Raw genomic sequence first — 22,896 nt, 5'->3', positions numbered from 1 at the left:
TGCATCCTAAAGTATTGTAATATAAGTATTAATCTCTTTCCCGGGTATGACATGTTCTGTAAGCAACCCGTGAAACGAATGCTGGAGGATACTGTATGAAAGAACTGACTGAACTGAAACTAAAGGTTCTCGATCTGTTAAATGAGGACGCGAGACGGTCTCCCCTACTTCTGTCAACGCTCATCGGCGTGGATGAGGAAGCGGTGAAAGAGGCGATTGCCGAGCTTGAAGCGGACCATGTGATTGTTAAGTACGCGGCCGTGGTAAACTGGAGCAAAATTGAGGAAGAAACGGTTACAGCGCTGATTGAAGTGCAAATTACCCCTGAACGCGGTCGCGGATTCGAAGGAATCGCCGAACGCATTTACTTGTACCCGCAGGTCAAATCCGTGTATTTGATGTCCGGAGCCTATGATTTGCTGGTGGAAGTGGAGGGCCGCAATTTGCGGGAAGTCGCGAACTTTGTATCCGAAAAGCTTTCTCCAATCGATTCTGTACTGTCTACGAAAACCAACTTTATTTTGAAAAAATATAAACAAGACGGAATTATTTTTGAAGACCGTGAAGAAGATAACCGTCTCATGGTCTCACCGTAAAGGAAGATGTGTCATGATCGTGAATGAAGATACCAAACAACAGCAAGTCAAATCGATGAATTCTTATCTCGCTCCACTGGTCAGGGATATCCCGCCATCCGGCATCCGCAAATTTTTTGATCTGGCAAACGGAAGCAAGGATATCATCACGCTTGGGGTGGGCGAACCCGACTTCACGACGCCGTGGCATGTCAGGGAGGCCTGCGTATATTCCCTTGAACGGGGAGTGACCGCCTATACCTCCAACGCAGGGATGATTGAGCTTCGGGAAGCCATCTCGCAATACTTGCATGACAGCTTTGAGGTTGGATATGACCCGCAGAACCAGATTATCGTAACGGTTGGCGGCAGTGAAGCTATTGATCTTGCGCTGCGCGCGCTTGTCGCTCCTGGCGATGAAATTCTGATTCCGGAACCTTGCTATGTATCCTATTCCCCGATTACGTCCATTGGCGGAGGGGTCCCCGTAGGAATCGAAACCTATGCCAAGGATGATTTCAAGCTGACGGCAGAAGCGTTGGAAGCGCAAATCACGCCGAAATCCAAGATTCTGATTCTCTGCTATCCGAGTAATCCGACCGGGGCTACCATGACTTATGAGGATTGGCTTCCGATCGCGAAAGTCGTGGAAAAGCATGATCTGATTGTGATTTCCGATGAAATCTATGCCGAACTGACGTACAACGATACACATGTCAGCTTTGCATCGATTCCGGGTATGATGGACCGTACCATTCTTGTCAGCGGTTTTTCCAAGGCTTTCGCCATGACCGGCTGGCGGATGGGTTATGTATGTGCTCATCCGGATATTATTGCTGCCATGCTTAAAATTCATCAATATACCGTGATGTGTGCACCGGTCATGGGGCAAGTCGCTGCGCTGGAGGCCCTAAAGAACGGCATGGAGGAAAAAAACCGCATGGTTGAATCTTATAACCAGCGCCGGCGTTTGATCGTCCAGGGTTTCCATGATATCGGGCTGGAGTGTCATGAGCCTCAAGGTGCGTTTTATGCTTTCCCTAGCATTGCGTCCACAGGACTCAGTTCCGAAGCCTTTGCTCAAAGGCTGCTGCTTGAAGCCAAGGTAGCCGCTGTTCCGGGTACGGCTTTTGGTGCGACCGGTGAAGGTTTTCTGCGCTGCTCCTATGCTACTTCGGTAGCACAATTAACTGAGGCACTGGACCGTATGGGTACGTTTCTTCACAAGCTTAAGCAGGAATCATAACTACCCAAATGAACTGGGGCTCATGGAGCTCCAGTTCATTGTTTTAGGGTTTTATTCTGTTTTTTGAATAAATTAACAAAAAATTCACTTTCTTTTATGAATTTGTATGTTATAATTTTGCTTTAGGAGCAAGAAAAGACTTACCAGGGAGGGATTACCTTTGTTTTGTGCTGAATATGATTTGCCATCGTATCGCGGTGACTACACTGCAGAAGGCAATCAGCGCGGTGATTGGACAACCAAAACGACGGATTCTATTAAGAATGTATCCTTGGAAGATGAAATTTTGATGCTCCGCAATAAGATGGAACAGATATTTTTGCAGGAACAGTCCTTTACTTCGGAAGTCGTTATCGAAATCAGCAGTTTGCTTGACCTGAAGATTAACGAATATATGAAGCTGTGTCCCAAGAAGAATAAAGCCTAAGTTACATAAACAAGTTCGATTCCCTCAGTTGTGGGAGCAAATAGTATGTAATGGTCGAATCCTCTGCCGCTAAGCGCAGGGGATTTTTTTGTTTAGCTCCATTTGGGTTGGGGTATGTTTCATGATACAATCATCTCCTGCATGACACGATGAGTCAAGTCTGTTGAGATTAAATTTCTTTCATTCTATCTAAGGTAAGACGAATATATCAATCCGGAGGGATCGACCATGGTTAAATTTCAAGATATTATTCCGTACATGGATCAAGTTCGCACACAGTTAATGAACGTATTGAATTCCTTTGGACCGGATGAAAAGGAATTGCGCGAAAAGCCGGAGGGGTGGAGCGTCACTGAAGTGGTAGAGCATCTGGGTAAGCTGGAGGGCGTCATTCAATATCAAATCAAGCAAATGTTGGGCAAGGAGCCCGTCCTGCCGTCGGAACCGCTAGACGAGAAAAAGACGGATGTCATGGATATCCTAAAAAGCAGCGGCATTATCGGAGTGAAAATTGAGGCGCCTGCGCCAACCCGTCCAACAGGCACGAATACTTATGAGCAGGCAGTGGAGAAGCTGAACGAAGTACGATCTGCAACCAAAGCCCTTATTCCAGAGCTTGCTAAACGAAATACGAACGAGCTTGTATATCCTCACCCGTTCGGGTTCGAATTGAATGCGGCACAATGGGCACATTTTATTGCGATTCATGAGTCGACTCATATCCATCAGCTGCAGCGCATTCGCGAGGCGAACCGATAAGCGAGATTCTTTTACGGAAGCACCATAATCGGAATTTCATAGAAAGAACGACCGATAAGCAATATTCTGCTTGACTTCCCCCGATGGGATGCTTTTTACTGCGTTTTTCGGGCTTCTATTGCTGGTGAAATAGAGTCCGTGCATCCTCTGCACGGGCTCTTCTTTTTTGTCTGTTCCATGTGTGATATATTGAACCTATTGGGGAAAAGAGGGGGAGCAGAGATTGAAGGCATACGGTAAACTGATGCTGGTCATACTTGCTGTTTTTATGCTGGCAGGTTGCGGGAAAGATGACAAACCGGGAGTTTCGGTATTTATGATCGACGAGAATTCCGATCCGACACAGGTTTCTGAGCAGTTGGAAAAAACAGTACAGGAAAAGTTGGGTCCGGACATCAAGGTCGAAGTGATTGCCAGCCCGCTGTATAATCCGCAGAAGCTGATGGTGGAATACGCCGCTGGCGGGCATGATATTATGATTATACCTGAAGAGGATATGAAAAATTACGGCAAGCTTGGCGGACATGTTGCGTTGGATGACCATTTCGATGCCAAAAAGTATCCGGAGGGCGTCTTTGCGAGCAAGGAAGAGAAAGATGACAAAACCATTGATAATACAGAGCATTTGTACGGTATTCCGGTTAAACAAATGAAGCTCTTTAAGGATTTGAAATACACGCCTGATAAACTGTATGCCACGATACCGATTTCTTCGAAGCATATCGATGACGCACTGAAAGCACTGAAGGCGATGACGGAATAATATTAGATTTCATCCTGCAGAGGGAGGTTTAAACAATGAAAGTGTACACAAGGACTGGCGACGAAGGCCAAACATCCGTTATCGGCGGACGGGTATCCAAGGATGATCTCCAAGTAGAGGCTTACGGCACCATCGATGAGCTGAACAGTTACGTCGGACAGGCTGTCAGCCTGATGGAAGGAGAAGCATTCGAGGATCTGCGGCAGAACCTGCTGGAAATTCAGCATGAACTGTTTGACTGCGGATCGGACCTGGCCTTTGTTAAATTAAGCGAGAGCAGATATAAAGTAAATGCCGAAATGGTGGAACGGCTGGAGCAGTGGATGGATGCTTACGAGGAGGAAAATCCGGAGCTTGAGCGCTTTATTTTGCCGGGGGGAACGCTGCTGTCGGCAACCCTGCATGTATGCAGAACCGTATGCCGCCGCGCGGAACGTAGGGTGGTAACCCTGGGTCACGACAAGGAAATTAATTCGGAGGTGCGTCATTATCTGAACCGGCTGTCCGATTATTTCTTTGTGGTTGCCCGCACGGCTAATGCCCGAAGCAATGTACAGGATATTGAATATGTCCGCAGCAAAAAGGTGTTCGGCAACAAGAAATGACATCCTATTATCCGCCTATTACTTATATCATACCCGAAGCTGAGGATGGCTGGCTGCTCAAGACCATCCTGGCTCGGCGCATGCACGTATCACGTAAACTGCAGTCCCGCCTGAAGCTGACCGAACAGGGCATCACCCTAAACGGGGAGAGAGTCTATATCAGCGTTCATGTCCGGACCGGCGATGTGGTGGAAATCCGGATGGAACAGGAAACCTCCGACGATATTCTGCCGCAGCCGATTCCTTTTGAGATTCTATATGAAGATGAGCATATGTTAATAGTGAATAAAGAAGCCGGAATGATCGTTCATCCGACGCATGGCCACTATACGGGCACTCTCGCGAATGGAGTCGTGGATTATTGGCTTCAAAAAGGGGTAGCATACCGTTTCCGCGCCGTGCACCGCTTAGATCAGGAAACGACGGGCGTGCTTGCTATAGCCAAAAACCCCTACGTACACCAGCATATTTCTGAGCAGATGATCGAAAATCGCGTGGACAAGAGATATTTGGCTTTGGTGCATGGAACACCCGAACCGCGGCAGGGAGAGATTAACGGCCCGATTGACAGGGATCCCGAAGAGCCGCATCGCCGGATCGTTACGCCGGACGGATATCCCTCGCTAACGAAGTATAAGCTGCTGGACAGCTGGGATCAGGGCTCGCTTGTCGAGCTTAAGCTGGAGACGGGGAGAACGCATCAAATCCGCGTACATATGACAAGCATTGGCTGTCCGCTGATCGGCGACAAGATGTATCGTCATCCGGTCTACAAGGAAATGATGGAGGCGGTGGATTCGGTTCCGACCCAGGAAGAGCTGCAGGCTCACTTGCCGGAAACCGCATGGCGGATCATGCAGCTGGACGAATCTATTCCGCGTCAGGCACTGCATGCATTCGAGCTGACTTTTGAGCATCCGGTGACGCATGAAAAGATGACCTTCCAAGCACCGCTGCCCGGAGATATGCAAGAACTCCGGCAGCGTCTGGAATCGGGAAACCTTGAACCGAAATAAGACAAAGAGAGTTGACTGCAATGAGTAAACTGGAAGTGTATCAATACCCAAAATGCGGGACTTGCCGCAGCGCTGTCAAATGGCTACAGGCTCACGGACATGAGGTTGAGCTTCATCATATTGCGGAAGAGCCGCCGACCCCGGAAGTGCTCTCTGAACTGGTTAAGCTGAGCGGCCTGCCGCTCAAGAAGTTTTTTAATACGAGCGGCGAAGTATACAAGCAGCTTGGTCTGAAGGACAAGCTCGCCGGTATGGACGAAAAGGAGCAGATCGAGCTGCTGTCGTCGAATGGCATGCTGATCAAACGCCCGATTGTGACGGACGGGAGTAAAGTCACGGTCGGGTACAAAGAAGACCAATACGAATCCGTTTGGGGATAACAGGAAAGAGCCAAAAGCTCCCTGGAGTTGTGTTATACTATAGGCAGATTGCCGACTCTGCAAAAGGGAATAAGGCAGACAAGGGGAGAAACGAAGATTGATACCTAATGATAAACGTCAATCCGTCATGTTGGTGGACGGGATGGCATTATTGTTCAGAGCTTATTACGCAACCGCCACAAGCGGATATATCCGCCGTACGAAATCAGGAATCCCGACCAATGCGATATACGGATTTATACGTTACTTTTGGGATGCCGTGCAAAATTTTGATCCAAGTCATGTCATCTGCTGCTGGGATCTTGGTGGCTCTACTTTCCGTGGACAGCAGTTCTCCGCATATAAAGGAAACCGTCCGGAAGCACCGAATGATCTGGTGCCTCAGTTTTCCATCATCCGTGATGTGATGGATAGCATGGGCGTACCGAATATCAGTGCCGAAGGCTATGAGGCTGATGATTGCATCGGCACGCTGGCAACGAAGTTCAGCAAGGACATGGATGTCATGGTTCTATCCGGCGATCATGATCTGCTGCAGCTGGTCAGTGACCGCACAACGGTGATCATTATGAAGAAGGGCCACGGCAATTATAAAGTTTACACACCGGAGTCGCTCTATGAAGAGAAGCAGCTTCAGCCTCGTCAGATCATCGATGTGAAAGCCTTGATGGGGGATGCCAGCGACAACTATCCGGGAGTCCGCGGGATCGGCGAGAAGACGGCCCACAAGTTGATTCAGGAATATGGATCGGTTGAAGGGATTTTGGACAATCTGGAGCAGCTGTCGAAGAGCGTCCGGGTCAAAATCGAAACAGATTTGGAGATGCTGCATCTGTCCCGCAAGCTGGCGGAAATCCATTGCTGCGTGCCCGTGGCATGCGAGCTGGATATCTGTGAATTGTCGCTTGATGAGCAGATGGTGGTCGATAAATTCGAAGAGCTCGAAATGAAGAGCCTCTGTCATTTGCTTGGCGTTGTAGTCTAAGTCGGAAACATCGAATATGAAAAACAAGCGCTGGGGATGTCGGCATCACGCCGGCATCCCTTTTTAAGATAGAAAGTATAAAGACTTAGCTCAACGTCATCAAACTTATTTCAGTTTTGAGCCATAAACTTCGTAGAGATCACATCCTTCTATCGCAAGCGTCCGCCAGGTTAAGAGTGTTACAGCCTGAGGGATGTGCGGATGAGAATTGACTTTTTTTGATGAACTGGGCTATAATGCCCGTGGTTATGGATAGGAAATCATACTTGATACCTCATGAAGACAAAGACAATGAGAATGGTGTAGGAGGGTTTACAAACGATGAGTATTCTGGGAGCAATCGAAGCCGGAGGAACAAAATTTGTATGCGGAATCGGCAAGGAAGACGGGACTGTTCTGGAGCGGGTCAGTTTTCCGACCACGACACCGGAAGAAACGATGGCACAAGTAGTCGCTTTCTTTCAAAATAAAGGCGTGGAAGCAATTGGTGTAGGTTCATTTGGGCCCATAGATCCCGTTAAAGGAAGCCCTACATATGGTCGCATTACAACAACGCCTAAGCCTTACTGGAGCAATTATGATGTTGTCGGGCACTTGAGTTCACATTTTCAGGTGCCTATTGAATTCGATACAGACGTCAATGGAGCGGCGCTTGGCGAATATACTTGGGGCGCAGCCCAAGGTTATGACAGCTGTCTTTATATTACGGTAGGGACAGGCATTGGAGCCGGTGCTGTCGTAGGCGGCGAATTAATTCATGGGCTATCCCATCCTGAAATGGGACACATTCTTGTCCGCCGCCACCCGGAGGACAAGTTCGAAGGCTTCTGCCCGTATCATGGCGATTGCCTTGAAGGCGTAGCCGCAGGTCCATCGCTCTCCAAGCGATGGGGAGTTCAAGGCGTGGAACTGACGCCGGATCATCCCGCTTGGGAGATGGAAGCTTATTATCTTGCGCAGGCATTGATGAACTATATTTTGATTTTGTCCCCGCAAAAAATCGTGATGGGCGGAGGCGTGATGAAGCAGCAGCAGCTGTTCCCGCTGATTCATACCAAGCTTCAAGAGCTGTTGAACGGTTATGTGCAGCTTCCTGCGATCAGCGAGCATATCGCCGACTACATCGTATCTCCACAGCTTGGAGATAATGCAGGACTATGCGGAGCCTTGGCCCTCGCGAAAAAGGCGCTGGCGGCTGTCTAAAATCATGTCCCTGACAGGGGGACTAGGCAAGGGGGGATCGCCCCCCTTGCTTTTTTGTGCATTCATAATCGTGCTGGCATAGTTTTCGCTTTTTAGTCATAAAGTCGCTTGTGGAAATAGCTGTAAATCTATATATTTCTTGATATGATCGAAATCCAAGAATTTGAAACTGAGAGGAGAGAATCGATTGAAGAAGAAATGGATCATTGCCGGCGCGACGGCGGCGCTCATGCTGACAGCAGGAACAGGGGTATATGCCGGTACTCAGCTGCAGGAAATCAAGGCGTATCTCAACGGAAATATCCAATTGAAGTATAATGGAACGCCAATACAGGCGAGAGACGAAAAAGGAAATGCGGTGCTGCCGATTACATACAATGGAACCACCTATCTTCCTGTACGCGCCGTAGCTGACGTGATGGGGGTAGCCGTATCTTACGATGCCAAGACGTCGACAGTGGAATTGGGCGAAAAAGCCGAGGGCGTAGCGATCGCCAAAGACTTCAAAGACATGTACTATACGAAAGATCCGGCTCAGACGACATACCTGGGCAAGGATTACAAAGAAGCCTTTTTCGATAACGCCGGCAGCAAGCGCTCCAGCAGCTTTATGCTCTACCCGAAAGGGAAATACCAAAAGCTCTATCTCCAGGTCGCAGCCGTGGGAGAAGACATCGACAACTTCTTTGTCAACGACAGCGAGAAAGATGTGAAGTTGAAAACGGATACGATCGCAGTCAAGGATGGGTTGAAAACGATTGAAGTGGACATCACCGGCGTGAACGAGTTATTCGTGAATGCCGACCTGAAGAGCTCGGGTGCCATGTTTGTTCCGCTAACAACTTCTTACTACAAATAAGCTCAGAAATCAAAAAAAGACCGGTCCGGCATGTATGCTCGGATGGGTCTTTTTTTGGCTTGAATGCGGCTGCATTCAGGCTCAATCTGTAAAATACGGCATGCCGACGACCATGCGCAGAAATCCCCGAAGTTCCTCTGCCTCGGTTTCACCTATCTTAAAGGCAGATTCCAGATATCCCGGCTCTTCCACATCATCTGCACCGATGACCGCGCTGATTCCCTGCTGTAGATCAGCTACAAGGCTTTTACCGTAAAATAACCCGGTGCTGGTTACGGCCAGATCAAAGCGCTTAAGGGAAGGACCTATAAAAGTAACAAACCGGGTGGAGGTTTGCTCCGTGCTGTCCGCTAAAAAATCCAATTCTCCATGCTGTGGCATGCTGTCCCATCACTCCTCGAATCTCTTGTTTCATCATTCTGCTATTATAAAGCATACGGCACAGATTATCATTGACCAATTAGGATGATATGGTATGATCTTGATTAACAGCATAATCCAATTTCGGGGAAGCACCTCTCTTGCATATCAAGGGAGGTGCTTTTTGTTGTGCTGATTTTTAGGGTGGAGGCTACAGGATGCAGAATGTATTTATGAATCGTCTGGTCAAAGAAAATGTAAACGGCGGGAGCAGCATCGCCGAAGTATGGATCTGTGAAGCCGCAGGAACTTGGCAGCTGGGCTGGAGGGATGTAAATGACAGCAGCAGGGCGGAAGATAGCATCTGGTATGAGGGCGGCTCCTGGAACGAAATGCTGTATATTTACCGTCATGGTCTGGCCGTTAAGCTCGGAGAAGGTTACAGGCCGCTAATTGACGGCATATTTCATGATGAAGAGGAACATAAGGCGAGAAGCCAGCCCGTCCAAAAGCTCTACTGCTACAGCGAATTGAACTACAACGAGGAGCTGTACAACGAGCTGTGTGCTTGGAGAAGAAAAAAAGCGGCAGTTGAACGGAAGGCACCTTATTTTATCGCAACCAATAGGCTTTTGCGTCTCATCAGCGCGTTCGTCCCGCTGACAGTGGACGAGCTGCTGCAGCTTCCCGGTGTCGGGGAGAATAAAGCGGCGGAATACGGCACGGAGTTGCTCGAATTAACGGCAAATCGCGAGCGGGACCGCGGCTTTCCACTGGACTGGGTTCAGGAGCTTCTGGATGAGCAAACCTATGAGTCTTGGGTTTACAAACAGAAGGAGCTGAAGTATAAGCAGGATTTGGACAAATACCGGATCAAGCAAATGCTGCTGAGAGGGATCGTTGAGGGCAAACGGCTGGAGCAGATGGAGCAGGAGAGCGGCCTTGGCAGACGTGAATTGGTGGAGTCGCTGGAACAGCTGGAGAAGGAAGGTTATGACGTGGAGCTATTGATTGCAGGCGAACTGCAGGAGATGCCGAAGGCAGAACAAGAGGATGTGTGGAATGCTTTTGAGGAGCTGGGCGACGCATTGTTGAAGCCGGTCCTTCAGCGGGTGTACGGACAGGAAGGAGCCGCTGGACCAGTCATGGAACTGCGATATGAGCGGCTGCGGCTGATCCGTATGCGTTTCCGTAGGGAAGCCGAGAGCCGAAGAAACGCGGGATAGCGGGCCGGACCCATTTCGGGAACCGGATGCAAATGCGACAGAGAACACGAAAAGGACGAAGTGCGCTGCCTGCTGTCATAGCAACCTCGCACCTTCGTCCTTTATGTTCAAGAGCATGTTCCCTTCAGATCCAGTCCTTTTTCCGGAAGATCAGCACCATGCTGATGGCAAGCACAACCATCACGCCAATCACGGTGAAGTAGCTGTATTTCCAGTGCAGCTCGGGTATATTGTCAAAGTTCATCCCGTAAATACCGGTAATCACGGTCAGGGGCATGAATATTGTGGTAATGGCGGTAAAAACACGCATGATTTCGTTGGCGCGGTTCGCGATACTGGATTGGTAAGCTTCTCGAAGGTTGCCCATCAGATCGCGGAACGTGTCAAAGGTTTCAGAGATTTTAACGGCATTCTCATAAATGTCGCTGAAGTATTTTTGCAGCTGGTCGTCGATCAGCCGGAGATCCCTTTTATTGAGTGTATTGATAAGCTCCTTTTGCGGTCCCAGAACTTTTTTCAGCCACAAAATCTCACTGCGCAGACCGATGATTTCGTTCAGATGGGATTTTTTCGTATGCATCAGGATATCTTCTTCGAGTTTTTCGATTTTAGCTTCGATCCGGTCGCTTACGGTAAAGTAGTTGTCTACGACAAGGTCGATCAACAGATACAAAAAGCGGTCGGGCGTATTAACTTCCTGTTCCCACAGAATCGGCTTCAAGGAGCGCAGCTCATGGATTTTTTGCTTGGTCACCGTAATGATATAATGGCGGCCTAAAAAGACGTTGAGCGAACGCAGAAAAATCTCCTCGTCATCAAAACGGATAGAGTTCACAACGATAAAATAGTGGCTTTCGTAAATTTCGATCTTGGGACGCTGTTCTTCCTCGCTCAGGCAGTCTTCTACCGCCAAATCGTGCAGGGAGAACAAGGGCTGCAAAAGCGCAAGGTCGTCAACATCCGCATCGATCCAATAGAATCCTGCGGGCGGGGCAGTCAGTGTGGTTTGAATGTCGTCGATCGGGTTAAAAACGCCGTCGCTCACCAACCGGATTTTCATATGATTTCACTCCTCCATCCCCACATGCTAAGCATGTTCAGGGAAATGCTTTATTAAGAGCATAGGAAAGAGATCAGCATTGCCGGTGGAATTTGGAGAATAAAGGGGAGATTCAGAAGACAAAAGCAACGAGAACTTCCCTGTGCCGGCAAGCTGATATCAGTTCTATGCAGTTGTGTTCATTTGCACTCAGCTTCGGGCTCGGGTCGCCTTCCATCTTACATGTCACCTCTGTCATATAGGTATTAAACACTTGTCTAGTATAACGCCGGGTCATGCACCTTTCAAGAAGAAAATGGCTGCTTGCATGACCCGCTTACAGCGTATGACAAAGGCTGGAAATGCGTGAAGGAAAATTATGTTGATAACCTGCCCTGGAGCTTCTTGACGAAGGATAGGTTTATGATTTAAAGTAATGAACAAGATACTATTTGTTTAATCCAAAATTGAATACAGCGAAATCTTATCAAGAGCAGGTGGAGGGACTAGCCCGATGAAACCCGGCAACCGGCGTACCATACGCACGGTGCTAATTCTTGCAGGAAAATGTTGCGGTTTGCGCCATTTCCTGACAGATGAGAGAGGCGTATGAATTAACGTGATGACCTTTCTCTATGCATGAGGAGGTCATTTTTTGTTATATGCACCTATACACCTTGCTCCCCAAATGATTTTCGCCACCTGAAAAAAGGAGTGTTGAATCATGCCGATTAAAATTCCGGATGCCTTGCCGGCTAAAGAGATTCTGAACGGAGAGAATATTTTCGTGATGGATGACAGCAAGGCGTATCACCAGGACATCCGTCCGCTTCGCATCGCCATTCTGAATATTATGCCGACCAAAGAAACCACCGAAACGCAGCTGCTGCGTTTGCTCGGCAACTCCCCGCTGCAGGTCGAGATCACGCTGCTGCACCCGCGCTCGCATACATCCAAGAATACTTCGCAAGAGCATCTAGAAGCGTTCTATAAGACATTTGACGAAGTGCGCCACCGCCGTTTTGACGGCATGATCATAACGGGAGCCCCCGTGGAGCAGATGGATTTTGAAGACGTGAACTACTGGGATGAGCTTCAGGAAATCATGGATTGGTCCAAAACCAATGTCACCTCTACGCTTCATATTTGTTGGGCCTCGCAGGCAGGACTGTATCATCATTTCGGCGTACCGAAGTGGGATTTGGCGAAAAAATGCTTCGGCGTATTTCCGCATACGATTAATCAGCAGAACGTCAAGCTTTTGCGTGGCTTCGATGAAGTCTTTTATGTTCCCCAGTCTCGTCATACAGAGGTCCGGCGCGAGGACATTGAAGACATTGGCGAATTGGAGATTTTGTCCGAATCCGAAGAAGCCGGAATCTATTTGGTGGCCACGAAGGATGGCAAACAGATTTTCGTGACGGGCCATTCGGAATATGATCCGTATTCCCTGAAGTGGGAGTATGAACGCGATATTGCCAAAGGGATGGACATGGAGATTCCAAAGCATTATTACCCGAATGATGATCCGAGCCGGATTCCTCCTACGGTATGGCGCGCCCATGCCAACTTATTATTCTCTAATTGGCTGAATTACTATGTATATCAGGAAACGCCTTATGACATCGAAGAGGCTCTGGAAGTCTGGCCGCAGATCTGATCGAAGCATCCATCTAAAAGAGAGTGTGAGGGAGATAGTTATGGAGAAAAAACCATTAAGCATTGAAAGCAGGCTGGCACAGATTGGCTCGATCGAGGAACCCGTGACTGGAGCGGTGAATTTTCCGATTTATCAGGCAACAGCGTTCCGCCATCCGAAGCTTGGACAGAGTACGGGGTTTGATTATGCACGTACGAAGAGCCCGACCCGCAAAGTGCTGGAAGAGGCATCGGCTCAGTTGGAATCTGGTGACGCAGGCTTTGCCTGTAGCTCCGGCATGGCCGCGCTTCAAACGATTTTCTCACTGTTCGGACAAGGCGATCATCTCATCGTTTCTTTGGATTTGTACGGGGGAACATACCGCATGCTCGAAAGGATCTTTTCGAAATTCGGCGTGAGCGCGACTTACATCGATACCAATGACCTGGATGAACTTGAAAAATCGAGACGTCCGGAGACGAAGGCTGTCTTTATTGAAACGCCGACAAACCCGCTCATGATGATTACGGATATAGAAAAGGTGGCAACTTGGGCGAAGCGTCATCAACTGCTGACGATTGTTGACAACACGCTGCTAACGCCATTCTTCCAGCGTCCCATCGAGCTGGGTGCCGATATCGTCATCCATAGCGCAACCAAGTACCTGGGCGGACATAATGACGTGCTGGCAGGTCTGATCGTAACGAAAGGCAAGGAGCTGTCGGAAGAAATGTTTTTCCTGCACAATTCCATTGGCGCCGTGCTTGGAGCAAGCGATTCTTATCAGCTGATGAGAGGCATGAAGACTCTCGCGCTGCGGATGGAGCGGCATGAAAGCAATGCCAAAGCGGTCGCTGAATTTCTGAAGACGCATCCTGCGATTGACGAAGTATTTCATCCTGCGTTTCCGGATCATCCGGGTCATGACATTCAGAATAAACAGTCCAGCGGGAATACGGGGATTTTCTCCTTCAAGGTTAAGGATGCCCGTTATGTTGAGCCGATCCTTCGCCATATCCGGCTGATTGCTTTTGCCGAAAGCCTGGGGGGCGTGGAATCATTGATGACATATCCGGCGGTTCAGACGCATGCGGATATTCCGGAAGAGATCCGGAAGGCGGTAGGCGTGGATGACAGACTGCTGCGTTTCTCGGTCGGCATTGAACATATCGATGATCTGATTGCCGATCTTGGAGGAGCATTGGATGCAGCGGTAGAGGAAATAGAAGGGGGAAAGCATCATGAGTGATCAGAACAAAGAACAAAGCGGACAGGAAGCTAAATTGAAGTTTGCCACCAAGCTTTTGCATTTCGGTTCCGAGATTGACAGCACGACAGGGGCGTCCAGCGTTCCGATTTATCAGGCTTCAACCTTTCACCATGAGGATGTATTCAATCCTCCGGTTCACGATTACAGCCGTTCCGGCAACCCGACGCGACAAGCGCTAGAGGATTATATTGCCCTGCTTGAAGGGGGCGTACGCGGATTTGCCTATTCCTCCGGCATGGCCGCCATTTCCAGCACCTTTATGATGCTGTCTGCAGGTGACCATATGATTGTGACGGAGGATGTGTACGGGGGTACATACCGACTGCTTACCAGTATCCTGAACCGTCTTGGCATTGAAAGCACCTTTGTGGACATGACGGATCTGGAACAGGTAAAAGCGGCACTGAAACCGAATACCAAAGCTGTATATATGGAAACGCCATCGAATCCGACGCTTAAAATTACGGACATCGAAGCGGTGACGTCCTGGGCGAAGGAGCATGATCTCCTGACGATGCTGGATAATACGTTCATGACGCCATACTATCAACGTCCGATTGAATTAGGCGTGGATATTGTCCTGCACAGCGCCACCAAATTTTTGGGCGGACACAGCGATGTGCTGGCTGGTCTGGCCGTAGCACGTACGGACTCCATCGGCAGACAGCTCAAGCAACTTCAGAATGGACTCGGAACGGTGCTCGGCGTTCAGGATTCTTGGTTGCTGATGCGGGGGATGAAAACCTTGCAGGCACGGATGAACCATAGCGAGCAAAGCTCGGCGGTTCTGGCTGCATGGCTCAAAGGCCGTCCGGACATCGATCAGGTGTTCTATCCTGGCCTCCTGGATCATCCGGGAAGAGAAATTCATGAGAAGCAGTCCACCGGATACGGAGCGGTCGTTTCTTTTGACGTAGGATCAGGCGAGCGTGCCAAGCAAGTCCTGAACAAGGTGAAAATCCCGCTGGTTGCGGTAAGCCTGGGCGCGGTGGAGAGCATCCTCTCCTATCCGGCGATGATGTCGCATGCGGCGATGCCAGCGGAAGTGCGTCACGAACGCGGCATCACGGACGGGCTGCTCCGTTTCTCCGTGGGTCTTGAAGACATTGACGATCTGATTGCCGATTTGGATCAGGCATTGCAGGGCTAGAGTTTCTAAGAAAGCACCGCGGTTTGCGGTGTTTTCTTTTTGTGTCTATTTTGTGAAATCTCATCCAATTAATGCTTGAATTGACTGTATTTTCGCAGAACGAAGCCTTGACCCATAGAAAGTGAAGTTTTTCTCAAGCTAAAAATATGATAAGATGGTGGGGATGGTTCAAGGAAATAAGTTCTAATGATGTCAGCATACAATTCCAATGAAGTTTAAATTTTGCCATATGATAAGGAGGCTGCCGGAGATGAGCACAGTAAACCAGATCTTGGACAAAGCGCTGCGGGGTGAACGTCTGAATTTGGAAGACAGCGTGACCCTGTTCGAAAGCGACGAAATTGAAAAAATGGGCCATGCCGCCGATATCATGATGAAGAGACAACATCCCGACCCGATTACGACGTTTGTCATTGGACGGAATGTCAACTATACGAATATTTGCGATACGTTTTGCACGTTCTGCGCATTTTACCGTCGGCCGGGCCATAACGAGGGCTACGTGCTTTCGGACGAGGTCATTTTCCAGAAGATCAAGGAAACACAGGATGTGAACGGTACCGAAATTTTGATGCAAGGCGGTACGCATCCGGATTTGCCGTTCAGTTATTATACGGATCTGCTTCGGGGCATCAAACAGCGGTTCCCGAATATTACGATGCACTCGTTCTCACCGGCGGAAATCCGCAAAATGCAGGAGGTATCGGGACTTCCGCTTGAAGAGGTCGTGCGTGAATTGCATGCTGCAGGACTGGATTCGCTTCCAGGTGGCGGTGCAGAAATTCTGGATGATCGCATCCGCAAAAAAATCAGCCGTCACAAAGGGACTTGGCGCGATTGGATGGACGTCATGCAAACGGCGCATAAAGTCGGCATGAACACCACCGCGACGATGGTCATCGGCTTCGGCGAATCGATGGAGGAGCGCGCGCTTCATATGCTGCGTATCCGTGATGCTCAAGATGAGTGCGTAGCCAATGGATATGATTCCAAAGGGTTCCTTGCCTTCATTCCGTTTACCTTCCAGCCGGATAATACGAGCCTGAAGCGTGAACGCGAAACACCGGAAGCTTACCTGAAGACGGTAGCGATCGGCCGCCTAGTGCTCGATAATGTTCCAAATCTTCAATCCTCTTGGGTAACGATGGGACCTGAAGTCGGCAAATTGTCGCTTAGCTACGGCTGCAATGACTTTGGCAGCACCATGATGGAGGAGAATGTGGTTTCTTCGGCAGGGGCGGTACATAAAGTCAATATCGCTTCGATCCTGCAATTGATCCGAGAAGCTGGCAAAATTCCTGCACAGCGTAATACCCGCTATGATATTCTGAAGGTGTTTGAAGAAGGTTCGCAGATTGAACGCGATTTTGTAATGCAGAACTAATCCATGATATATCATTTCCAATCCTGCTTCGTTTACGAGGCAGGATTTTTGAGTTGGTTACGTGAGGATCCGATCCGAGTCCCAATGAAATTGAAGCCTGCCTTCACTGCGAAAAATCAGCATGTTTACTGCGGCATGGGAAATGATGGCTCCAAATTTTTCTGATGAAAGTATTGTATTAATATGCGTTTCTTTGTATAGTTTACTTAATTAACGTTAATTAAAAGTGGAGCGTGAGATTATTCATGACCAGAAATAAGTTGAGAGCAGCTGCCATGCGGCTGTTCGGAGAGAAAGGGTACGACGGTACGGCGCTCTCCGAAATTGCGAAGGAAGTGGGCGTCAAGACACCGGCGATCTATGCCTTTTATGAGAATAAAGAAGATTTGTTCATGACGGTATTTCGCGAGGCGATGGAGTCCTATAATACGTACATTCAGGAGCTTTCGGAAGAGCAAAATATGACGAGTGCTCGCGATAGCCTATATCGAGTCTTGTCGAGACAATATGAGTTCTATCAAAAATGTCCCGAAGAGAGCGTATTCGTGCTGCGGTATATGGTATTTCCGCCTGCTTTTTTGAAAGAAACGATCGAAGAGGCTTTTCTTCAATCCGATGAGCTGCTCACGAAGGCGATTGAAGAATTAATTGTGCATGGCATGGAAACGGAGGCCATTCGGGATCAGCCAGTACAGCCGCTCGTAGACTCTTTCCTCAACGTTATGGATGGATTAAGCATGCAATATTTCTACTACACTTCCAGAGAAATCTATGAGCGCAAGCTGAATAACGCCTTTGAAACGTATTGGAACGGCGTTCGTTCAAACTACAACTAGAGGAGCTCACAATAAGGGGATGGGGAAAATGAGTGAAGTTAGTCAAGTAAGCAGCAATGATTCAGGTGCACAGGATTTTGAAAGGGAACCCGTTCCCGCGCATATGCGCAAAAAATGGTTGTCTATGTCTCTCGTCTGGATTGCGATCGGTATCGATTTATCGGCTATGTTCCTCGGGGCTGAGCTCGGTAATGGAATGAACTTGGCGGACTCGCTGACTGCGACGATGGTCGGTTCGATTATCCTCGGTCTGATCGGCGCATTATGTGCTTTTGTCGGAGCTAAAACAGGTTTATCGACAGCCATGATCAGCCGGTTCTTGTTCGGTAACATTGGGGCACGTATTGTATCCATCGTACTCGGCATATTCTCGCTGGGGTGGTTCGGTGTACAAGCCGGTTTTTTCGCTTCGAACATGCAGACGGCATTTCATAAATTATGGGGGATTGATCTATCGTTAGGCCTTCTTTCGTTTATCGGCGGAATGCTCATGATGTCAACGGCAATATGGGGATACCGTTCAATCGAGCGACTAAGCGTATGGTCAGTACCTCTGTTGGTTATTTTTATCGGCGTGGCTCTGTTTATGGCGTTCAACAGTCAAGGTACTTCAGCTATCTGGGAACCGATCAGCGGACCTGCGATTCCGATGGGAACTGCAGTTTCTCTGGTTATCGGTATTTTTATCGTCGGTACGGTTTTGTCGCCTGATATTGCGCGTTGGGCACGTACGCCTATGCATGCAGTAACCGCCGCATTTATCGGTTTTTTTGTTGGGAATAGCTTCATGACGGTCATTGCCATTTTCTTGTCCCGTTTGATGGATACGGATGACCTTACGAATATTTTCATTACGCTGGGACTTGGGCTTCCGGCCATTATCGTCTTAACGTTGGCACAATGGACGACGAATACGAACAATTTGTATTCCGCATCGCTTGGATTTTCCGTTGTGTTTCAACGGTTTCCGAAAAAATGGATTACCATTATTGCCGGCCTTTTCGCTACATCATTAGCTGTATTTGGCATCTATGACAAGTTTCTCTCTTTCCTGAATGTGATTACGATGTTCGTGTCTCCTATCGGCGGGATCTACACTTCTGAATATTTACTCGTGGATCGCAAGAAATTTACGTTTGAAGGGATCGACCGTAATAAGAATTGGGTCATTCGTTCCTTGATCGTATGGGTTGCAGCAACGCTGTTTGCTTATATGACAACCGCATCTCCAGACGGGTTCGGGTTGTTCCAGTTGACGCGCGTTCCGGCTCTCGACGCATTTATCTTTGCCTTTATCGTGCAATGGATCGTCGGAAAAATGATGAGTAAGAAAGGATCACAACATGAATAACAACAAGCTGACAGAATTAAATGAACAAGCTATCAAGTATATCGCCGTTGGAGCAGCAGTTCTTGGAACCGGCGGGGGCGGCGATCCTCATATCGGTAAATTAATGGCCATGGAAGCCATTCGCAAATACGGCCCGGTTCGCGTGGTTCGACCGGAAGATTTGGGGGACGATGATTTGGTCGTTCCGCTATCGATGATCGGAGCGCCAACCGTCATGAACGAGAAAATCCCGTCCACGGAGCAAATGACGAAGCCGCTGGATTTGATCGAGAAAGAGCTCGGCCGCAAAGTGAACGCGATCATGCCGATCGAAGTCGGCGGCGGGAATTCGCTTGTCCCCGTCCTTGCGGCTGCTGAACGCGGAATTCCGATATTGGACGCCGATGCAATGGGACGGGCGTTCCCCGAATCCCAGATGGTGACGTTCCATCTCGACGGCATCGATTGCAGTCCGATCACCATGGCGGATGAACGCGGAAACGGCGTCCTCATGCACGCGATCGATGGTATTTGGGAGGAGCGGATGGCTCGTGCGATCACAATTCAAATGGGTGGTTCAGCCTCCATCTGCGATTATCCGGTGTCGGGCGCGCAGGTGAAGCAAAGTGCCATTCCGCATACCTTATCGCTGGCTTATGAAATCGGTAAAACTTTATTTGAATCCAAAGAGCTGAGACAGAACCCGATCGAAGCACTGCTGATGCAGCTTCATGGTTATGCGTTGTTCCATGGCAAAGCCGTCGATATTCGCCGGCGTACCGAAGGCGGATTTACGAGGGGAGAAGCCGTATTCGAAGGGACGGATGCGCAAAAAGGACGTACCATGCGCTTGTTTTTCCAAAACGAATTCCTTCTGGCGACAGAGGATGGACGTTCTCTAGCCGTCACACCGGACTTGATCGCGCTCCTTGATCAGGATACAGGAATGCCGATTACGACGGAAAACTTGAAATACGGTGCCAGGGTGACTGCGGTCGGCTTCCCTTGTGATCCGAAATGGCGGACACCAAAAGGGCTGGAGACGGTAGGACCGCAATATTTTGGCTATGATACGCCATATGTGCCCATCGAAGAGCTTGCGGCAGGGAAAGGGGGAGATCTGTAATGTCTCAGACGATTACACAGCAAGAAGAAATGTACCGCATTGGGATTGATGTCGGAGGGACGAATACAGACGCTGCCTTACTCGATTCAAGGTTGAATACGATTCATACGGTAAAAGTCCATACGACCCGTGATGTGAATGAAGGGATCGTGGAATCGATCCAAAGATTGCTCGCGGAGAGCGGGGTGAACCCGGCGCAGGTTCGTTACGCGATGCTCGGGACAACCCACTGCACTAACGCGATTGTTGAACGCAAGCATCTCGGTAAAGTAGGCTTGATCCGTATCGGGGCGCCTGCGACGACATCTATCCCTCCGCTCGCGGATTGGGACGACACGCTTAAAGCCGCTATCGGATCCCATGTCTATGTGGCTAAAGGCGGTTATGAATATGATGGACGCACGATCGTGGAGCTTGATGAGACGGAGATTACGGACTATTTCCAACGCATGAAGGGAGAAGTCGATGCAGTTGCAGTCTGCGGCGTATTTTCTCCCGTGAATACATCGCAAGAAAAACGTGTTGAGCAGCTTGCCAAGCAAGTGCTTGGAGAAGGCATGCCGGTCACGTTATCCCATGAGATCGGCAGCATCGGGCTGCTGGAGCGAGAGAACGCATCGCTATTGAACGGCGCACTGCTTAATGTCATTGCGGGTGTCGTCAAAGGCTTCGAGCAGGCGCTGCATGGATTCGGTATTGACGCCGGCGTTTATATTTGCCAGAACGATGGTACGCTGATGCGCAGCGAATATGCGCTTCGCTATCCGATTCTGACGATTGCTTGCGGACCTACGAACTCAATCCGGGGAGCTGCGCATTTATCGGGACTTAGCCATGCCCTCGTTGTTGATATCGGAGGAACGACGACGGATATAGGCGTACTGGCTCAAGGATTCCCGCGGCAGTCTTCGGCGGCGGTCGAAATCGGTGGCGTACGCACGAACTTCCGTATGCCGGATATTCTGTCTATCGGAATCGGCGGCGGCACGATCGTTCGGGCAGATGCCGCTCAAGATGTCGTAACGGTCGGCCCGGATAGCGTAGGCTACGAACTGTTGAAGCGCGGGCGGATCTTCGGCGGCGATACGCTTACCGCAACGGACGTGGCAGTGAAGCTCGGGAGATTTGAGTGGGATGGTGCGCTGACGGAGGAGCTGGACGAAGCCGTTTGCCGCAGGGCAGACGAGGTAATTACGCGTGACATTGAAGATGCGATTGATCGTATGAAGACAAGCGCAGATGCCGTTGATGTCATTCTCGTAGGCGGCGGGAGCATTCTCGTGGCGGATAAGCTTGAAGGTGTCGCACGTATCGTAAGACCTGATTATTATGATGCAGCCAATGCCATTGGCGCGGCGCTTGGTGAAGTCAGTGGAGAGACAGAGCGTATTTATTCGCTGGATGATATGACCTACGATGAAGCCATGGCTAATGCACGCGATCATGCGGTTGAGCAGGCCGTTCTTGCCGGAGCAGACCGTGCTACGGTACAGATCGTGCTGACGGAGGATATCCCGATCGCTTACTTGCCGGGCAATGCCTTGCTCGTGAAAGTGAAAGCGGCTGGTCGATTGTAGGTTCTGTAGAGATGGGCTTCTTCCTGTGTCGATTGACGGGGAGAAGCCTATTTATTAGATTCCCGTTATATGCACTATGAAAACGCAACAAGCCCAATTATTCCATTCATTACATGTCGACTTTGCCTGAGAAATGTTAGCCTGTTTTCCATTGATCACTCCCGTATATCCCCCCTGCATAGACATATACTTTGTAAGAAGGATTATTGAAAGGAGTGAACTCCATGGAACTGTTCAGCATTGCAGCCCAAACCTCTACTCCGCAGGAAGCGGAGCACTATAAACGCTTGGTTTCGGAAGCGAATCAGGTTTTACATACAAAATACAAATCTTTGGACATCAGCTGTACAATCCATGAAGACATGATGCTCTGGCGCTGCCGTGAGGATGACCCGCGTTTTTTCAAGGGAAATCAACTGCAGCAAGTATACGACACAGCCGCGAAGACATTAGCGGAGTATATTTTACAGGAAAAAGAACAGCAGCTGGTTGAAAAGATCCTGGAGGATGACTTTGACTTTCCGGATCCAGAAGAGCATGAACAAATACTGAAGCACTGCAGGATGATTCTGGAGAATAATCCTGAATTAAGCGAGTCCTGGAATCGCCGCTCGGATATGCTGGTTCAGAGTATCAAACAATGTTTGTCTGAAAGGCCGCTGCTGCATGTGGATGGATTTCTGACCTTCCGTTCCAGAACATATATCAAAGAGCTGAGGGAAATTGTGGAGTATGCGGTGGACGAATTCTTAATGGACCGTCAGTATGAGGAATTTGTCGGAATGCTGAAGTATTTTGTGTATTTTCAACAGCCCCAGGTTCCGCTGGTCCATGTGATTCATAAGGGCGGGCAGGATTTGCAACTGCTTGATGAGGATTTGAATCCCCTGGAGTACCGCTATGATGAAGGAGTGGTCGTCGAACGCCTGGATCAACAGGATCTGCAAATGGAGGATGCGGTTGTCACGACGTTGATCTCCGTATCTCCAGCCAAAATCGTTATACACACCAGGGAGCCGCAAATGGCGGTGATTCGGACGTTGACGCAGATTTTTGAGCAAAGGATCGAGATATGCAGATACTGCCCCGATTGTCACGCCTACTTCCGGGAAACGGGGAAGATATAACTTGACGGCGGATA

23 protein-coding genes and 1 riboswitch are annotated in these 22,896 nt (G+C 49.2%); of the genes, 21 read left to right on the top strand and 2 right to left on the bottom strand.

Going from position 1 to position 22,896, the window contains the following annotated elements:
- Positions 1-95 precede the first annotated feature (95 nt).
- From GRF59_RS11060 to GRF59_RS11010, 11 genes are all read left to right on the top strand, one after another.
- Complete coding sequence (locus GRF59_RS11060; protein ID WP_160497608.1) at positions 96-596, top strand: Lrp/AsnC family transcriptional regulator; 501 nt, start codon at positions 96-98, stop codon at positions 594-596.
- 13 nt (positions 597-609) lie between these two features.
- On the top strand, positions 610-1,821 hold the full coding sequence (locus GRF59_RS11055) for an aminotransferase class I/II-fold pyridoxal phosphate-dependent enzyme (protein ID WP_202128541.1): 1,212 nt from the start codon (positions 610-612) through the stop codon (positions 1,819-1,821).
- Between the two features lie 160 nt (positions 1,822-1,981).
- Complete coding sequence (locus GRF59_RS11050; RefSeq protein ID WP_160497607.1) at positions 1,982-2,248, top strand: aspartyl-phosphate phosphatase Spo0E family protein; 267 nt, start codon at positions 1,982-1,984, stop codon at positions 2,246-2,248.
- 228 nt (positions 2,249-2,476) lie between these two features.
- Positions 2,477-3,007: a DinB family protein gene (locus GRF59_RS11045; protein ID WP_160497606.1), complete on the top strand. Its 531-nt coding sequence runs from the start codon at positions 2,477-2,479 to the stop codon at positions 3,005-3,007.
- Positions 3,008-3,230: 223 nt separating this feature from the next.
- Complete coding sequence (locus GRF59_RS11040) at positions 3,231-3,770, top strand: hypothetical protein (protein ID WP_237391712.1); 540 nt, start codon at positions 3,231-3,233, stop codon at positions 3,768-3,770.
- A gap of 35 nt (positions 3,771-3,805) precedes the next feature.
- Positions 3,806-4,375: a cob(I)yrinic acid a,c-diamide adenosyltransferase gene (locus tag GRF59_RS11035; protein ID WP_160497605.1), complete on the top strand. Its 570-nt coding sequence runs from the start codon at positions 3,806-3,808 to the stop codon at positions 4,373-4,375.
- On the top strand, positions 4,372-5,391 hold the full coding sequence (locus tag GRF59_RS11030) for an RluA family pseudouridine synthase (RefSeq protein WP_160497604.1): 1,020 nt from the start codon (positions 4,372-4,374) through the stop codon (positions 5,389-5,391). Before GRF59_RS11035 ends, GRF59_RS11030 begins: the two co-directional genes overlap by 4 nt.
- A gap of 20 nt (positions 5,392-5,411) precedes the next feature.
- Positions 5,412-5,771, top strand: coding sequence for an arsenate reductase family protein (locus GRF59_RS11025; RefSeq protein WP_160497603.1), 360 nt, complete (start codon positions 5,412-5,414; stop codon positions 5,769-5,771).
- 127 nt (positions 5,772-5,898) lie between these two features.
- Complete coding sequence (locus GRF59_RS11020) at positions 5,899-6,756, top strand: 5'-3' exonuclease (RefSeq protein ID WP_160498232.1); 858 nt, start codon at positions 5,899-5,901, stop codon at positions 6,754-6,756.
- A 321-nt stretch (positions 6,757-7,077) separates the two neighbouring features.
- Positions 7,078-7,959, top strand: a complete 882-nt coding sequence (locus GRF59_RS11015) for an ROK family protein (RefSeq protein ID WP_160497602.1) — start codon at positions 7,078-7,080, stop codon at positions 7,957-7,959.
- A gap of 187 nt (positions 7,960-8,146) precedes the next feature.
- Complete coding sequence (locus tag GRF59_RS11010; RefSeq protein WP_237391711.1) at positions 8,147-8,818, top strand: stalk domain-containing protein; 672 nt, start codon at positions 8,147-8,149, stop codon at positions 8,816-8,818.
- An 81-nt stretch (positions 8,819-8,899) separates the two neighbouring features.
- Here GRF59_RS11010 and GRF59_RS11005 read toward each other — a convergent pair whose 3' ends face one another.
- Positions 8,900-9,199 carry a DUF3055 domain-containing protein gene (locus GRF59_RS11005; protein WP_160497601.1) on the bottom strand — a complete coding sequence of 100 codons (300 nt, stop codon included), beginning with the start codon at positions 9,197-9,199 and terminating at the stop codon, positions 8,900-8,902.
- A 197-nt stretch (positions 9,200-9,396) separates the two neighbouring features.
- On the opposite strand from GRF59_RS11005, the gene GRF59_RS11000 reads away from it, so the two are divergent.
- Entirely contained in the window at positions 9,397-10,404 is a 1,008-nt protein-coding gene (locus GRF59_RS11000) for an HRDC domain-containing protein (RefSeq protein ID WP_160497600.1), read from the top strand.
- A gap of 124 nt (positions 10,405-10,528) precedes the next feature.
- Here the strand turns inward: GRF59_RS11000 and corA are convergent, their stop codons facing one another.
- The gene (gene corA / locus GRF59_RS10995) at positions 10,529-11,464 is read right to left on the bottom strand and encodes a magnesium/cobalt transporter CorA (RefSeq protein ID WP_160497599.1); all 936 of its coding nucleotides are present in this window, start codon (positions 11,462-11,464) and stop codon (positions 10,529-10,531) included.
- Positions 11,465-11,924: 460 nt separating this feature from the next.
- Positions 11,925-12,046, top strand: a riboswitch (SAM riboswitch).
- 121 nt (positions 12,047-12,167) lie between these two features.
- On the opposite strand from corA, the gene metA reads away from it, so the two are divergent.
- The 9 genes from metA to GRF59_RS10950 all read left to right on the top strand — a co-directional run bounded on the left by metA (position 12,168) and on the right by GRF59_RS10950 (position 22,882).
- Positions 12,168-13,103: a homoserine O-acetyltransferase MetA gene (metA, locus tag GRF59_RS10990; RefSeq protein WP_160497598.1), complete on the top strand. Its 936-nt coding sequence runs from the start codon at positions 12,168-12,170 to the stop codon at positions 13,101-13,103.
- Between the two features lie 40 nt (positions 13,104-13,143).
- Complete coding sequence (locus GRF59_RS10985; RefSeq protein WP_160497597.1) at positions 13,144-14,331, top strand: aminotransferase class I/II-fold pyridoxal phosphate-dependent enzyme; 1,188 nt, start codon at positions 13,144-13,146, stop codon at positions 14,329-14,331.
- Positions 14,324-15,502 (top strand): aminotransferase class I/II-fold pyridoxal phosphate-dependent enzyme, encoded by a 1,179-nt coding sequence (locus GRF59_RS10980; RefSeq protein ID WP_160497596.1) that lies wholly within the window; start codon positions 14,324-14,326, stop codon positions 15,500-15,502. The genes GRF59_RS10985 and GRF59_RS10980 overlap by 8 nt, the downstream gene beginning before the upstream one ends.
- A 250-nt stretch (positions 15,503-15,752) precedes the next feature.
- Complete coding sequence (gene mqnC / locus GRF59_RS10975; RefSeq protein ID WP_160497595.1) at positions 15,753-16,886, top strand: cyclic dehypoxanthinyl futalosine synthase; 1,134 nt, start codon at positions 15,753-15,755, stop codon at positions 16,884-16,886.
- Between the two features lie 245 nt (positions 16,887-17,131).
- Positions 17,132-17,722: a TetR/AcrR family transcriptional regulator gene (locus GRF59_RS10970; RefSeq protein ID WP_160497594.1), complete on the top strand. Its 591-nt coding sequence runs from the start codon at positions 17,132-17,134 to the stop codon at positions 17,720-17,722.
- A gap of 28 nt (positions 17,723-17,750) precedes the next feature.
- On the top strand, positions 17,751-19,073 hold the full coding sequence (locus GRF59_RS10965) for a cytosine permease (protein ID WP_160497593.1): 1,323 nt from the start codon (positions 17,751-17,753) through the stop codon (positions 19,071-19,073).
- Complete coding sequence (locus GRF59_RS10960) at positions 19,066-20,178, top strand: DUF917 domain-containing protein (protein ID WP_160497592.1); 1,113 nt, start codon at positions 19,066-19,068, stop codon at positions 20,176-20,178. The genes GRF59_RS10965 and GRF59_RS10960 overlap by 8 nt, the downstream gene beginning before the upstream one ends.
- Positions 20,178-21,755 (top strand): ROK family protein, encoded by a 1,578-nt coding sequence (locus GRF59_RS10955; protein WP_160497591.1) that lies wholly within the window; start codon positions 20,178-20,180, stop codon positions 21,753-21,755. The genes GRF59_RS10960 and GRF59_RS10955 overlap by 1 nt, the downstream gene beginning before the upstream one ends.
- Before the next feature lie 224 nt (positions 21,756-21,979).
- A complete protein-coding gene (locus GRF59_RS10950; protein ID WP_160497590.1) occupies positions 21,980-22,882 on the top strand; it encodes a putative sporulation protein YtxC in 903 nt (300 codons plus the stop codon).
- The last annotated feature ends 14 nt before the right edge of the window (positions 22,883-22,896 follow it).

The sequence above is a fragment of the Paenibacillus dendrobii genome (assembly GCF_009807035.1).
Lineage (GTDB): Bacteria > Bacillota > Bacilli > Paenibacillales > Paenibacillaceae > Paenibacillus_AQ > Paenibacillus_AQ dendrobii.
The sequence above is the reverse complement of the archived record's forward strand: the minus strand, read 5'-3'. Positions and strand labels throughout refer to the sequence as shown.